A 15,102-nucleotide genomic window follows, 5' to 3' on the forward strand; every position below is an offset into this window, starting at 1 on the left:
TTTATTCCCCCAAGCCTTCATTCTCCATCGTTTTAGCGAGGTGATCGATCGCTTCCTGCTCGTCATCACCTTCCGCGGAAATTTTCACGTCCGCTCCGGCAGGGATGCCGAGACTCATGATACCCATGATGGATTTCAGGTTCACGGATTTTTCTTTATAGTGCAGGTTGATGTCAGATTCATATTTCCCTGCGTTTTGTACAAGTACTGTCGCCGGACGAGCGTGGACGCCGTCAGAAGATGTGATTTTAAAAGATTTTTCTACCATTGTTAAGTTCCTCCTCAAAAGTGTGAATATATACTTTTCCTAACCATACTATTTTAAGCCTTTGTGAGGTCTTTTTTCAACAATCCAACAAGAATTGCTGTAATTATTGAACCGACTACGATCGCAAAGATGTAAAGAAGGGCTGAGGTAAACCCGCCTTCGACAAGTCCAATGACGAAGATTCCGCCGTGCGGAGCTGTCAGTCCGATACCGAACAGCATAGTAAGGGAACCTGCAAGAGCTGAACCTGCTATCGCAGATGGGATGACACGCGCAGGGTCGGCAGCCGCGAACGGAATAGCACCTTCTGTGATAAAGCTGGCCCCGAGTGCATACGCTGTTTTGCCTGCTTCTCTTTCTTCTTTCGAAAATTTATTTTTGAACAATGTCGTTGCGAGAGCTAGTCCGAGTGGAGGCACCATACCTCCGGCCATAGCTGCAGCGATAATCGAATAGTTCCCCGCATCTAGTGTAGCGAGTCCGAACGTATAAGCTGCTTTGTTAACCGGGCCACCCATGTCGACGGCCATCATACCACCTATGATTATACCTAGAATTGCTACGTTCGCGCCTGAAAGTCCTTCAAGCCAAGAGAGAAGCCCTGTGTAAACACTTGTAAGTGGCGGGTTGATAAGAAGCATGATCATTCCGGTAGCGAATATAGCAAGTACCGGGTAAAAGAGTACTGTTTTCAGACCATCGAGCCATGCAGGTAAACCTTCAAGCATTTTCTTCACGGCAAGCGTCAAGTAACCTGCGAGGAAACCGGCAATCAGACCACCAAGGAAACCTGATCCTCCATCAGCAGTTCCGGAAGAAACCGCAATATAACCACCGACGACACCAGGAGCAAAGCCGGGCCGATCAGCGATACTCGAAGCGATGAAACCGGCAAGGATAGGAACCAGGAAGAAGAATGCGTTTCCGCCGACAGTCGAAAGCATTTCGGCAAATCGGTTGTACTGATCACTATCAGGGTTGGCTGCGTTGATACCGAAGAAGAACGAGAATGCGATCAGAATACCGCCACCTACAACGAACGGGAGCATGTTCGATACACCGTTCATCAGGTGTTTATAGATACCTGAGCGACCTTTCGAATCTTCTCCGGCTTCTTTTTTGCCGTCCGATTTGTAGACGGGTGCGTCTTTGGCTACTGCGCGGTCAAGAAGCTTGTCGGGTTCATGAATCGCTTTGGCGACCGGAACTTCGATGACGTGTTTTCCGTCGAAACCGCTCATATCGACTTTTGTATCTGCCGCGACGATAATCGCATCGGCTTTTTCGATATCCTCCGCGGTGAGCTTGTTTTTGACTCCACTCGAACCATTCGTCTGGACTTTGATCGGAATGTTTCTTTGCTTACCGGCTTCCTTCAGCTTGTCCGCAGCCATGTACGTGTGAGCGATCCCTGTAGGGCAGGCTGTTACAGCAAGAATCAGCTGGTCGGATTCTCCGGTGGTTTCCGATTCCCCTCCATCTTCTTCCGCCTCTTTGGCGTTGATGATCTCCATCACTTCGTCTTCAGAAGAAGCGTTCATAAGCGAGTTACGGAAGTTGGCATCCATTAAAAAGGTAGAAAGACGGGACAGGGATTCCAGGTGCGTGTTATCGGCACCGTCTGTCGCAGCGATCATAAAGAATAAATGTGCGGGCTGACTGTCCAGTGACTCGTATTCGATTCCGTTGGTGGATCGACCGAATGCTATGGCCGGTTCTTTGACAGCCCCTGATTTTGCGTGAGGGATGGCGATACCGTCGCCGACTCCAGTCGTACTCTGGTCCTCACGGGTCTGGATCGCTTCACGGAAATCATCGCGGTTATTCAGACGACCTGCAGCATCAAGCTGTCCGACCAGTTGATCAAGACTTTCAGACTTGGATGAGGCGTCCATGGACAGAAGCATCGTATCTTTTTTCAGTAGATCTGTAATTTTCATCTTTATTTCCCTCCTTGATAAATTTTGATGGAATCATATAGGGACTGTACGCCTTCTTTGGTGCACAGATCCTTATCAAATGCGGTAGCACTACCGCAGGCTACACTTGTACGGAATATTTCCTCTTCATCGAGCTGTTTTTCTTTGGCAGCGAGAAACCCGGCTACCATCGAATCTCCGGCGCCGACAGTGTTGATTACGGTGCCGGAAGGGGCATCTGCGAACAGAGTGACGGATTCATTGGCATAGATGGCTCCGTCTCCTCCCAACGAGACTAAAACGTGACGGCAGCCGTTTTGTACAAGTTTTTCGGCATATCCCGCCGTTTCCTCTTTCGAATCGATCGTCACCCCGAACAATTCCTCGAGTTCATGTTTATTGGGCTTGATGAGGTAAGGGTGATAGGCGAGCAGTTCTTTGAGCGCACTTCCGGAAGTATCCACCGCCAGGGGTATGTTTTTGTCTTTGCTTTTTTCGGCGATTTTACGGTAGAAATCTTTCGGCAGCGAGGACGGAATACTTCCCGCAATCAGTAATCGGTCATTTGAAGTAAGGTTATCGAGCTGCTCGAGAAGACGATTCTGCAGTGGCTCGGTCAATTCGGGACCGGGGCCGTTGATTTCGGATTCCGTCTTGTCCTTAAGTTTTACGTTGATCCTCGTTGGTTGTCCTGTTTCAATAAATGCTTCTTCCACTTCTTCCTCGTGGAGGGAACGTCTGATGAATTCTCCCGTGAATCCTCCGATAAATCCGAGAGCCGTAGAAGGGATATCGAGTCGGGACAAGACCCGGGAGACGTTGATCCCTTTGCCGCCGGGATAATAAGCCGTGTCGGTCGCTCTGGTGAGCCCTCCCGGTTCGAAACCCTTCACGTGCATCGTGTAATCAATGGAAGGATTCAGCGTCAGTGTGTATATCATGGGTGTATCACCTCAATCTCTGTATTTTTCTGTAATGTTTTCACGAGGGGGCTGGACGTGTCTGTAATCAGGACAGCATCCTCGAGGCTTCCGAATCTGGTGAAAGTTCTCGTGCCGAATTTGGAATGATCAGCAAGGATGTAACGGTTCAAAGACTGATGCAGTACGTTTTTCTTGATGGCTGCTTCTTCCGGGTCCGGAGTGGTGAGCCCGTCTTCTTCCGTAATACCGTTCACCCCGACAAAGCAGCGGTCGAATCGGTATTGCCTGAGGTTCTCGGCAGCGTTGGCCCCTATGACTGCTCTCGTTCCCGGCTTTACGAAACCACCGATCAAATAGGTGGTGATGCCGTGCTCTGCCAGCATCGGCAAGTGTTCCGGACCGTTGGTGACTACAATGACAGAAGGATCCAGATGAGGGATCATCAGATTCGTCGTCGATCCCGCATCAAGGAAAATCGTTTCCTTCTTTCGGATGAACCGGGAGGCGAGAGAGGCGATGATTCGCTTTTCCTCGTGGAACTGTTCCGTCTTTTCACTCATGGGTGCTTCTTCTTTTACAGTGGAGAGAGAGGATGCACCACCATGGATACGTCTCAGCTTCCCTTTTTTCTCAAGGGTGTCGAGATCACGGCGGATCGTTGATTCGGATGCGTGCGTATGGTCGATAAGTTCCTGAAGGCGGATCGTGTGTTTCTCCTCCAGGAGAGTCAAAATCAACTGATGTCTCTCCGGTGTCAGCATAGGCATACCTCCTGTTATTCTGATTTTATTATAAAAGAAGCGCTTACATAAATCAATCAAAAACATTCAATTTAATTCAAAAACATTCAATATTCGTTTATTATCCTTCATGATCAAGCTCTGTTAAAGGTGGTGACGATTTTAGAACGAAGGGCGGAGTCGTTTTAGGGGTAAGCTTGCATGGAAAATCAATGACGAAAGCCCGTGATTCAAGGATGGAAATTTAAATCTTGTAGGGGGAGAGGATTTATGCTATATTTGTTCTAGTCATGTGTCCGTTTCAGGAGGTGCAACGAATAAATTATGCAAACACTTACGATTTCATTACTTATTATTGATACAATTGCTATGATTACCTTGGTGCTGTTGCAATCAGGTAAAAGCGCAGGCTTGTCGGGAGCTATTTCCGGTGGAGCCGAGCAGGTTTTCGGTAAACAAAAAGCAAGAGGAATAGATAAGGTTCTTCACCGCGCAACGGTCGTCACCGGTGTCTTGTTCTTCGTGCTGGCTTTTATCTCTGGGTATCTCATAGGATAATGTTCGTAAGCCGCGCTATAGAGCGTGGCTTTTTCATTTTTGAAAAGCGGCCTTGGTGGGGGGGGCTTTGTTAGTCGTTCGACCGTCATTTTAGGTTTGGAGACAGGAACGCGGACGAAGAAGAATGACTCCTTTCATGAGCTGTTTTTCAGAAATAAAGTATAGAAATGTTGATAGACAAGATAGGAAAATGCGGGAATAAGGAGAGAATGATCATGAAAGTGAAATTGCCTGAACCGTTTACATTCGAAGGCGGAGATCGTGCTGTACTGTTGCTGCACGGTTTTACCGGTAACTCGGCAGACGTCCGTATGATGGGGCGTTACCTGCAGAAGCACGGATATACGACACATGCACCGATATACCGGGGCCACGGAAAAGAGATGGAAGCCCTCATCGACGTGAAGCCGGAAGAGTGGTGGGAAGATGTACAGAATGCACTTCAGCATCTGAGGGATCTCGGTTACGAGAAGGTAGCTGTTGCGGGACTATCCCTCGGTGCGGTTTTAGGTTTGAAACTTGCATACTGTGAGAACATACAGGGTATTATACCGATGTGTGCCCCGATGTTTTTCGACAACGAAGAGCAACTGACCCAAGGATTTCAATATAAAGCGAAAGAATTCAAGCAACTAGAAGGAAAAGATAAAGAAACGATCCAAACCGAAATGAATCAATTACTGGAAGAATCAAAGGATATGTTCACTCAATTAGGCCAGTTCATCAATGAAGTACACGACCACGTGGATGAGATATATACACCTGCGTTTGTCGTCCAAGCTTCTAAAGATGAAATGATAAATACGGAGAGTGCCACATACATTTATGAGACGGTGGAATCCGATCATAAAGATATCAAGTGGTATGAAAACTCCGGACACGTAATTACGATGGATAAAGAAAAGGAACAGCTTCACGAAGACGTACTGGAGTTCCTGAATTCATTGGACTGGTCATAAGACAATAGAGGGGACGTGTCCGAATAACTAAAAGGAGGACAATTATGTCTGTAGAAAGAAAACGAATATTGGACTTTTTCAGAGAATCGGCTACGCGCCCTTTGTCTGTCAATGAACTGGAAGAAGAATTAGGACTTACAGGAAGTGAAGATTTTAAAGATTTAACGAAAGAACTGAAGGCACTCGAAGAGGAAGGGCAACTCGTTCGTACAAGGAAAAACCACCTCGGACTCCCTGAAAAAATGAATCTTGTAAGAGGCCGGATCCAGATGAATGCGAAAGGCTTCGCTTTTCTCCTTCCGGATGATGAAGAGAAAAATGACGTCTATCTGCACCATTCCGACCTGAACAGTGCCATGAACAAAGATAAAGTACTCGTCCGTGTCGATAAGACGAGAGAAGACGGCCAGCGTCCTGAAGGATCGGTGATACGGATTCTTGAGCGCGCTCAGACGAGAGTCGTCGGAACATTCGATGCGGCGAACGGGAACTTCGGTTTCGTTGTCGCTGATGATAAACGTATTCCGAATGATATTTTCATACCTAAGGGTAACGAGAATGCTGCTGTCGACGGTCATAAAGTGATCGTGGAAATCACGAAGTTCCCTGAAGGAAGAATGAGTGCAGAAGGGATCATCACGAACATCCTCGGGCATAAGAACGATCCCGGCATCGATATCATTTCCATCATCCATAAGTACGGAATCGAAGTCGACTTTCCGGAGGAGGTTATCCAGCAGGCAGCGGATACCCCGGATGAAATAAGTGAGTCGGAAATCAAAAACCGTCGCGACCTCCGTGAAGAACAGATTGTAACGATCGACGGAGCGGACGCGAAAGACCTGGATGATGCCATTCAGGTGAAGCGACTGGATAACGGAAGTTATAAGCTCGGGGTCCATATTGCCGACGTTTCCTATTACGTGGAAAAAGACTCCCCGATCGACGAAGAGGCTTCAGAACGCGCTACTTCCGTTTATCTTGTGGACCGGGTCATCCCTATGATCCCGCACCGTCTGTCGAATGGTATCTGCTCATTGAATCCGCAGGTCGATCGGCTGACATTATCCTGTGAAATGGAAATCACGGAAGACGGAGAAGTCGTGAACCACGATATTTTCCAAAGTGTTATCAAGACGGATGAACGGATGACTTACACGGACGTCAATTCCATTCTCGTCAACGATGATGAAGACCTTAAGAAGCGGTATGAACCTCTTGTTCCTATGTTCAAGGATATGGAGAATCTTGCGCAGATTCTTAGGGAGAAACGCTTCGACCGTGGTGCCATCGATTTTGATTTCAAAGAAGCGGGCGTCATTCTCGATGAAGAAGGAAAAGCGAAAGACGTCCAGCTGAGAGAAAGATCCGTAGGGGAGAAGCTGATCGAAGAGTTCATGCTCGCCGCCAACGAGACGGTAGCGGAGCATTTCCACTGGCTGGATGTACCTGCGATCTACCGTATCCACCAGGATCCGGATTCTTCCAAGCTGCAGAACTTTTTCGAATTCGTCGCCAACCTCGGCTATTCCATAAAAGGAACGTCCGATGATGTGCATCCTCAGGCATTGCAGAAGGTGCTTGAGGAAGTGAAAGGCACCCAAGAAGACCTTATCATCTCGAAGCTGATGCTACGTTCGATGCAACAGGCGAAGTATGACCCTGTGAACGTCGGTCACTTCGGCCTTGCGACGAACTATTATACGCATTTCACTTCCCCGATCCGTCGTTACCCGGACCTGATCGTCCACAGACTGATCCGGAAATATATCATCGAAAAGGATCTCAGTCAGGAAACGACGAAATACTGGAAAGATCATATGCCGGAAATCGCCCGTCATTCTTCCGAGAAGGAACGTGCTTCCGTAGACGCGGAGCGGGAAACGGACGATCTGAAAAAAGCGGAATATATGCAGGATAAAATCGGAGAAGAGTACGAGGGCATCATCAGTTCCGTCACAAGCTTCGGTATGTTCGTGGAACTTCCGAATACAGTGGAAGGTATGGTCCACGTCAGTACTCTGACCGATGATTATTACAATTTCATGGAGAAACAGTATGCTCTCGTCGGTGAACGTACCGGGAATATCTTCCGTATCGGCGACGAAGTGAAAATCAAAGTCTCCAACGTCAATCTGGACGAACGAGTCGTGGATTTCGAAATCGTAGGGATGAAACCAAAAGGCGAGAAGAAAGAGCGACGCGAACAGCCGAAACAGGTAAAAGCAAGCGCGAAGAAGAAAAAGAAACAAAAAGGCAATAAGCCTTTTTACAAAAATAAAGGGGTATCGAAGAAGAAATAAGCAAGAAGGTGCTCTTTATAATAGATAGGTTCAGTTATCTATTGTTGTTCATATAGTCTCTACAGGTGGAAGCTTGCCGCGGGCATGAAGGAAATTTCCCGAACCTCTTTCTGGTCGGTTCGGGGTATTTCCATTCATGCTGTTGCCGCAGGCGTCTCCACCTTTCGTTTCTATGACTGACAATAGATGTGAACTTAGCCAATAGACAGAAAAGCCGGGAATACCTCCCGGCTTTTCTGTCTACATACTGTACAGTACCCATTCTCCTCTCGATTCGGTCTGGAAAGGGAGGGGAGGGTCTGTGTGCTGTTGATTGAACCAGGCGCCGTAGTGGTGTTCGTGGTCCTGGAGCACTTCTCTGATAACCTGATGAAGCCGAGGACTGCTGGCGGCATCGGTCCAGGGGTAAATGACGTTCGTGTACGTCTGTCCTTTGATGTCTTCTGTGAAGACTACATAACGACTCCCGGAAGGATCGATGAACAGGCGCGTTTGTTTTTGGAAGAATTCCCGGAGGAGCTCACTGGATAAGGGGAAAGGGTAATAGCACTCGTAGGCGAACAAGCGACCGGGATGCAGAGATTTCACCAGGCGTATTTTTTCTTCTGGAGAAGTGACCTCCGTCCAATCGTGTTTTTGTTCAGAGTGTTTCTGAAACTCTTCTCTCGGAACGACCGTATAGGTGAGAGGCGGATAGGGAGTCATGCCCAACTTTTCCAGGACTCGCTTCGCCTGAGTGTTTGTCGTCTCGGTATTCGCGCCGATCCATTTGATATCCGGGTTAGTCTGGAGTTCAGCAATGATATGCTGCAGAATCTCTGTTACGAACCCTTTTCCTCTGTGATTCTCATCACTACGGAACCGGCCGAGCATAGCGTATGTACCTTCAGCGAATAAGCTGTATCCCGCCGTGGATACGAGCGTTCCCTGATGGAATAACCCGTACAGAACATGGGAGTCAGAAGATACAAGCCGGTCGAAAATCCGGGCGATGTAGTCGTCTTCAATGCCGGTCTGCATGGACAGGAACAGTGGTTTATCATTTTCGGTTAGTCGTTTCAAAGTAGCGTTCATTTCTTATTCCTCCTTGCCAGTAATAATATCTCACAAGGCCGATAACGATGTCTAATCAAATATCTTTTTCAATGGAACAGGGAATTTGGTAGAATGAATACAGAGAAAGAAGGAGTGGTCAGGATGCCAAGAGGAGACGGGCGTACTATAGCCCAAAACAAAAAAGCAGGACATGATTATTTTATTGAAGAAACGTTCGAAGCGGGAATCGTCCTGCAGGGGACGGAAATAAAATCGATCAGAAACGGTAGAATAAATTTGAAAGACAGCTTCGCCCGCGTCAACAGAAACGGGGAAATGTATATCCATAATATGCATATCTCTCCTTATGAACAGGGGAACATCTATAACCATGACCCCACCCGAGCGCGGAAATTACTTCTCCACAGGAAAGAAATCGATAAACTCATCGGTCAGACCCAGCAAAAAGGGTATTCGATCGTGCCTCTCAAGGTCTACATCAAGAACGGAGTAGCGAAAGTGCTCATCGGTCTCGCCCGCGGGAAGAAGAAATATGACAAGCGAGAGGCGCTGAAGGAGAAACAGGTGAAAAGGGAAATGGATCGTGCTATTAAAGATAGTTTTCAAAGGTAAGAAGATATGATATAATTAATTAAGTAAATGCAGCTATTACTGTAACGGGGACGTTACGGATTCGACGGGGATAGTTCGAACTCGGGCTGCAGGTCGAGGCGACGACTCGTAAAACGTCATTTGCCTAAATATAACTGGCGAATCTGAAGATAACCTAGCTCTAGCAGCATAAACTGACTGGAGCTGATCCTCCCCGGCATCGCCTGTGTGCCGGTGTGAGGGTCTCAAACTGAAGCAGGCTACGCGTTTCTCCACCACCTGAGGAGAAACGAAGAGACTAATCAGGTTAGCGTCTGTGAAATGCCCGTCGATAGGCTGAGCAGTTCGCGAATTCCAATGAATCGACTAAGCTTGTAGATGCCCGAGTGTCGTTATCTCCGGACGTGGGTTCGACTCCCACCGTCTCCACCAATACATACTATTGGTGGTTTTTTATTTATTGTGACGTAAAGCATAAGTTTTCCAAACGGAAAGATTATGCTTTATTAAACTTTAGGAAACGTTATGCTTTATTATTTATAATAAATAGGGGCGTAGAAGAAATTAATATATATATCACTGGATAAAAATTGTATATTTCTATTTCATTTTGTTTGTTCATTATATATAATGAAATCAAGTAAAGGGTTAGTTAATGTTTAATTAATCTTACATTTAGGATAATTTTTATTAAGTATAATTATAATTCAACAAATTTTATTCGTAAAATATACAATATTTTCAAATAAATACTTGGGGGAATGGTAAAGTGAGAAAACTACTTTTTGTTTTGATTATAGCTATTGTTTTTTTAGGGGGATGTGGGAGCAATGGTTCAACAAATTCTGGGTCTTTCGATAATAGTAATCTTAAAGAAGAAATTGCGTCAGAACCTTATCAACCTAAGCTGCCGACTGAGTTACCTTTTAAAGTGGAGAGTGCAAGTTTTGAACCTGCTATCAATGACGTTGATAATGAAACCATTTTAAACTTTAAGTTTTTAGGTGAAAATAAGGCAATGGAGCTGATGACGGTTAACGGAAAATCTATTGAAGATGAATCTGTTAACGAAACAGTAGATATTGAAGGGATAAAAGGTGAATATGGTGAAGTCAGTCCAGGTAATGGTCAGACAATAAAAATTTTAATATGGAAAGATGACGGTATAGTTTATAAGTTGTCTGCCGGTACGACGGAATCTAAAGATATTAAAAAAGAAGAGTTTATAGAAACCGCAAGTTCGTTTGAATAGTATGAAATATTATTTAACTCTCACTTGAAATTAATAAAGAACTGTTTAAAGGGAGTTTTTTTATTAAATGTAAGACTTTTGTGTAATGCAAAATAATGATTGATAAGTATGCAAACAAAACTATAGAAGATTGCAAACTGAAATTTATAAGCTAATTCACCTGCATTTGATGTGGAGAAACGAGAATGATAGTCTATTCGTCTAAAGCTAGATCCCTTGTAATCGATGGCTTCCGGGCTTTTGATTCATTCTCGTAGCGGCTCCATGTCAAATGAAGATTAGCTTCTAAAGTTCCCATCGCAATTCTATGAAATTCGCTTTGCAATGTTCTAAAATCTATTTTTGCAAAATACAACTGTACAGGTTTTATAGGTAGTACTTGAAGATATCGGGCGAGGAACTAATGATATCATAAAAAAGTCTGGTGAATCAGAATCAGTAGATTTATAAAAACATTACATTAAAAAATCGTCTTCCTCAATAAAGAAGACGATTTTTTTAGAGTTTATTTAAAGTTTTGCTTCAGGAAATTAGAAATTTTAGCTTCCGCATTTTCTTCTTTTATGTTATTTAATATCTTTTCTTCATTAGAAAAGTTAATCACGTAAGAAAGACCGTCTTTTTCCCAATTAACACTAGAGGAATTCCCGATTTTTGTGTATTCCGCTTCTCCTCCCCATGGTAGTTCTAAGCTAGTTCTAACTATTTTTTCTTCTAATTCATTGGGTAAAACCATATTTAGATCACTTTCAAACACTGATAAAGTAAGTTCAGCTCCATGTTTGCTCTGATAATTCAAACGTAAATGTTTAATAGTTTTATCACCGTCTTGAATATGATCCACTACTCCATAATTAGCTGTGGATTCAAATGGTAGGTTTTCTAAACTATTTTTTAATTTATCCCCTAGCCCCGATTTATTAATTGCTTCCTGTGTACTTAAAACTTCTAATGTTTGTGGTTCGTTTGGTACTTCTGAGGTATTGGAATTATCTGCGAACGTAGTAGATCCGTTACTATAAATTCCTGAAACACCACCTGCAACTATGCAAATAACTGCTCCTAAGACTAGTGGTAATTTTTTCATATAATCGCCCTCCTCATTTAATTTTAATATGCTACAACGTCAGTTGCTTGTTTATATTCTGTACATGAATAGGAACATGTATAAGTGTCAGCACTGTTACTTACAGCATTCACACTAGCTCTTCCATCATTATCAGTTTTATAAACTGAGTATGAAAGTTCTGAATAATCATTGTAGTATTTAAAGCTACTAAACATATAATATACTGAACCATTAATTACAGAATAGGCTGATTTATAAATAGGATTTCCGCTAGAAGCATCAGGATAAAGTTTTACAGTTCTAACTTGAATATTATTAGAACTATCTGTCGAGACCCCAGTGTTTACTTTACTGTAAAGGTAAGTACCAGTGTAAGGATCAGTTTTAGACAAGATATTAGAACATGAGGAGGTCAAATTTGATGGAAAGGAGCACGTTCTTGGAATAACGTCAGCGCCTATGTTGGAAGTACCTAAGAAAGATCCGATAAGAAGAATTGCAAACATAGGAATGATAAGTAATTTTTTAACTTTCATAAATTCATCTCCTTAATAAGTAGTGGATTTGTAGTACTGAAGTTTGCGACCCTCCTTTAAATTGGTTTAATTTCAATACATATACAATATAATACAGTTGCTCACGTAATTCAACAATATTCTAAAAATTCAATATAATTAAACAATTGAAATTAAGTTAAATTGGTATTGAAGAAGGTACCGTCAATAAGTTTGTGTAAAACAGTAGGGTGGTTCTCGGAGGAGGTCTAGTTAGTTCCCTCCTCGCTTTCAATCTAAGATTCATATCGTTCCCTAAACATGGCGTAATTTAGCTTATGCAGCTTTGGAAAGGTTTGTAAGTATTGAAAAATCTGAGCCAGCGGGACAAATTGATGAAGCAAAAATATGTGCAATTAATCGATTCTCTGCAATTTGGCTTCAAAAAGAGGAGGAAGGTGGTACATGGATGCATGGTGATTACGAAGTGGATTTAAGAAACATTAAAGTAGGTAACTATAAAGAAGAGAATATTTAGTGAACATTTGTTAGAGGGAATTAAGTGGGTGGAAAATTACATGGAAGATAAGACTCAAAAATTAGACGCGTTGTACCCGTGGAGGTGATTCATCTATTTTAATAATTGCTTCGCACAAATAAAGAAGAGGATATGGCTAAGTGAATTGTGTTCGTCTAATTTATGAAATCTGCTTGTAATTCATTTCCTGGATATAAGAGATATGAACTTGTGGGATAGTTTGTAAATAAAACAATGTTTTATCTCATCGAAGAAAAACCAAAAGATGTTTTGCTAAGTCTTTAATCAAATAACTTAGGTGCTGCCATTGACCGATATCGCTTATAAACAAGATTTTTTGCTAGTATCTCATTTATCACTATTCGGTTAATTTTAGAACATTTTCAACTTCCCACTCATTATAGGGGGGCTTTCCATCCATTTAACTTATAGTCTTTTATGGTTTCTTCGATTTCTGACTAATCAAATAAGAGTCTTGATCTAATCTTTCGATGAGGCATGGCACGTGATAAAGAGAGTTGTCTTATGGTAGAGACACCTATATTGGTAATCTCAGAAACTTCTTTAATTGTAAGGTATGTACGTGTACTCGATGAATTGACTGACTTTATTCGATTAACAAAATCGATTAATTCATTCTTGATAATTTTATTTATTAATTGTTCAAATGAGTGAGAGGTAAAATGTTCCAAAATAGCAACTCCTTTAAGAAGATGTTTTGTTAATATTCAATTTATAGGGGTTTCATTCAATACAATTCTACCATAATAGTATAGAAAGTTCCTTTACTAATCAATACGTACTTTGAACTAAATTTGATTATGTTTATTTTTCAATTAATGTTAAAATTTAACATTTAAACCGTTGTTATATTTTAATTGACAAATAATAATTAAAGTTGTATAATTAAATTTTACTATTTTTTATTGACATTGTTTATGGATTATATTAATATAAGCTTAACTATTAAAGTGTGCTCATTCATTATCGAATGGGTGCACTTTAGGTGTTTATAGGGGTTTTAAAAAATTGTTGACTTCTCATAGCCGTGGTTGTATAAATTGAACCTTGAAAATAGAATAAACCACACTAGGATTGGCAGGAGAAATATGTATATTTATAAAGATAGAAGTGTTATTTACAATTTACCTCCTATTAATGAGGATCTTCTGACTAAGGAATCATTGACCAGCTATCTTGTTCGATTGTCCAACGAACATCAATTAACTGTAAATGATATGGTAAGGAGAGTACTAGAAATAGAGTTTAATAAAAACTCTATTGATAAAAAAATCAATTTTTCAAAATATCTTTTTGAAAATAGTGAAACAATTAATGGATATGGAAAGTCCGCGAGTGAACTCGTAATTGCGTTGAATGAGCTGAGTTCTAGGGAAGGGATTGAAAAGCTAACTTTTTTAAACTGGAAAAAGTTAATACCTTCAAGAAATTTACTAGATAAAAATTTCAAGTACTGTCCTGACTGCTTAAAAGATTGGAAAGATGAAAATAAACTGTATTACCCATTAATTTGGGGGTTAAACCTAGTTGAAGTTTGTATAAAGCATCAGAAGAGGCTGCTGAATTATTGTGTGAATTGTAATGAACAAATTACATTTTTAAAAGGGAAAATGGTTTTGGGAAGATGTTCTAAGTGTTTTGGTTTGCTATATGATGATAACTTTCTCCCCCAAAAAATCAATGTCGATGGTTTTCAAAAGTACGTGCATATAAATTTAAATTATTTAATAAGTTTAGATTCAATCGATTATGAATCTTGTCGTAATGACTTCATTAATAATTTAAACATTATACAAACCAAGTATTTTAATAATGAATTGAAGAGTATGAGTGTTGAATTACAGATACCGAAAACATCCTTATACGAGTATTTAACGGGGGAGCAGTTTCCTTCTTTAAAGAATCTTGTGAGTATAGGTTATAGCATGAATCTTTCAATAAGATCATTGTTGGAAAAAGAAATCAGTTTAAATGCTGATTCACCTAAGTCATGTGATAGGATAGATATCCACAAAAAAACCTCCGGAGGTACGCCGATAGACCGTTTGAAAATGAAGGAAAAACTTAAAGAAACTTTAGTAAGAAGTGAACCTACATCCTTAGTTAGAGTGGCAGAGGAAATGGGGAGAGATAGGAAATTACTATATAACCACTTTCCAGAATTAAGTAAAGAAATATCAGATAAATATTCCGAATTTTTGAAAAACAAAACTTTTCAAAGAAGAAAAGTAATGAAGTTACAAATAGAGAATGCATATTACGCTTTAATAAAGGATGGAATTTATCCTAGTAGGAGACAAATAGAAAATAAACTTAAGAAACCAGGGCTTTTAAGAGAGAAACCTTTACAAAATTATTGGAAATTTTTGTTGAAAAGGGACGGTTATAGTTGAAGTAAGATCCAGAAAGTG

Annotated in this window: 14 protein-coding genes and 1 other RNA gene; 8 read left to right on the forward strand and 7 right to left on the reverse strand. The window is 41.7% G+C overall.

Translation table 11 applies throughout. The features are described from left to right. Window position 1: 1 nt before the first annotated feature. From BW944_RS06200 to BW944_RS06215, 4 genes are read right to left on the reverse strand one after another with little or no spacing between them, the layout of a single operon-like run. Window positions 2-268: a phosphocarrier protein HPr gene (locus BW944_RS06200; protein ID WP_076557800.1), complete on the reverse strand. Its 267-nt coding sequence runs from the start codon at window positions 266-268 to the stop codon at window positions 2-4. Between the two features lie 53 nt (window positions 269-321). Continuing rightward, complete coding sequence (locus BW944_RS06205; RefSeq protein ID WP_076557801.1) at window positions 322-2,208, reverse strand: PTS fructose transporter subunit IIABC; 1,887 nt, start codon at window positions 2,206-2,208, stop codon at window positions 322-324. 2 nt (window positions 2,209-2,210) lie between these two features. Continuing rightward, window positions 2,211-3,128 carry a 1-phosphofructokinase gene (gene pfkB / locus BW944_RS06210; protein WP_076557802.1) on the reverse strand — a complete coding sequence of 306 codons (918 nt, stop codon included), beginning with the start codon at window positions 3,126-3,128 and terminating at the stop codon, window positions 2,211-2,213. Beyond that, on the reverse strand, window positions 3,125-3,871 hold the full coding sequence (locus tag BW944_RS06215; protein WP_076557803.1) for a DeoR/GlpR family DNA-binding transcription regulator: 747 nt from the start codon (window positions 3,869-3,871) through the stop codon (window positions 3,125-3,127). Before BW944_RS06215 ends, pfkB begins: the two co-directional genes overlap by 4 nt. 303 nt (window positions 3,872-4,174) lie before the next feature. On the opposite strand from BW944_RS06215, the gene secG reads away from it, so the two are divergent. The 3 genes from secG (at window position 4,175) to rnr (ending at window position 7,670) form a co-directional block, all read left to right on the forward strand. After that, window positions 4,175-4,408: a preprotein translocase subunit SecG gene (gene secG, locus BW944_RS06220; RefSeq protein ID WP_076557804.1), complete on the forward strand. Its 234-nt coding sequence runs from the start codon at window positions 4,175-4,177 to the stop codon at window positions 4,406-4,408. A 215-nt stretch (window positions 4,409-4,623) separates the two neighbouring features. Beyond that, window positions 4,624-5,367, forward strand: a complete 744-nt coding sequence (locus tag BW944_RS06225; protein WP_076557805.1) for an alpha/beta hydrolase — start codon at window positions 4,624-4,626, stop codon at window positions 5,365-5,367. Between the two features lie 44 nt (window positions 5,368-5,411). After that, window positions 5,412-7,670 carry a ribonuclease R gene (rnr, locus tag BW944_RS06230; protein WP_076557807.1) on the forward strand — a complete coding sequence of 753 codons (2,259 nt, stop codon included), beginning with the start codon at window positions 5,412-5,414 and terminating at the stop codon, window positions 7,668-7,670. Between the two features lie 240 nt (window positions 7,671-7,910). On the opposite strand, the gene BW944_RS06235 is transcribed toward rnr, so the two are convergent. Continuing rightward, window positions 7,911-8,744, reverse strand: a complete 834-nt coding sequence (locus BW944_RS06235; RefSeq protein WP_076557809.1) for a GNAT family N-acetyltransferase — start codon at window positions 8,742-8,744, stop codon at window positions 7,911-7,913. A gap of 123 nt (window positions 8,745-8,867) precedes the next feature. On the opposite strand from BW944_RS06235, the gene smpB reads away from it, so the two are divergent. From smpB to BW944_RS06250, 3 genes are all read left to right on the forward strand, one after another. After that, a complete protein-coding gene (gene smpB / locus BW944_RS06240; RefSeq protein ID WP_076558092.1) occupies window positions 8,868-9,338 on the forward strand; it encodes an SsrA-binding protein SmpB in 471 nt (156 codons plus the stop codon). Between the two features lie 46 nt (window positions 9,339-9,384). Continuing rightward, window positions 9,385-9,749, forward strand: a transfer-messenger RNA (tmRNA) gene (gene ssrA, locus BW944_RS06245). 337 nt (window positions 9,750-10,086) lie between these two features. Continuing rightward, window positions 10,087-10,569, forward strand: a complete 483-nt coding sequence (locus BW944_RS06250; RefSeq protein ID WP_076557811.1) for a DUF4367 domain-containing protein — start codon at window positions 10,087-10,089, stop codon at window positions 10,567-10,569. A gap of 505 nt (window positions 10,570-11,074) precedes the next feature. Here the strand turns inward: BW944_RS06250 and BW944_RS06255 are convergent. Together BW944_RS06255 and BW944_RS06260 are read right to left on the reverse strand one after the other, a co-directional pair. Further along, window positions 11,075-11,656, reverse strand: a complete 582-nt coding sequence (locus tag BW944_RS06255) for a hypothetical protein (RefSeq protein ID WP_076557814.1) — start codon at window positions 11,654-11,656, stop codon at window positions 11,075-11,077. A 23-nt stretch (window positions 11,657-11,679) separates the two neighbouring features. Continuing rightward, window positions 11,680-12,174 (reverse strand): hypothetical protein, encoded by a 495-nt coding sequence (locus BW944_RS06260; RefSeq protein WP_076557816.1) that lies wholly within the window; start codon window positions 12,172-12,174, stop codon window positions 11,680-11,682. Window positions 12,175-12,478: 304 nt separating this feature from the next. On the opposite strand from BW944_RS06260, the gene BW944_RS14850 reads away from it, so the two are divergent. Then, window positions 12,479-12,670 carry a hypothetical protein gene (locus tag BW944_RS14850; protein WP_143525664.1) on the forward strand — a complete coding sequence of 64 codons (192 nt, stop codon included), beginning with the start codon at window positions 12,479-12,481 and terminating at the stop codon, window positions 12,668-12,670. A gap of 1,109 nt (window positions 12,671-13,779) precedes the next feature. Beyond that, complete coding sequence (locus BW944_RS06265; RefSeq protein WP_076557818.1) at window positions 13,780-15,084, forward strand: TniQ family protein; 1,305 nt, start codon at window positions 13,780-13,782, stop codon at window positions 15,082-15,084. Window positions 15,085-15,102: the final 18 nt, after the last annotated feature.

This window comes from Salimicrobium flavidum, from assembly GCF_900156645.1.
GTDB lineage: Bacteria > Bacillota > Bacilli > Bacillales > Halobacillaceae > Salimicrobium > Salimicrobium flavidum.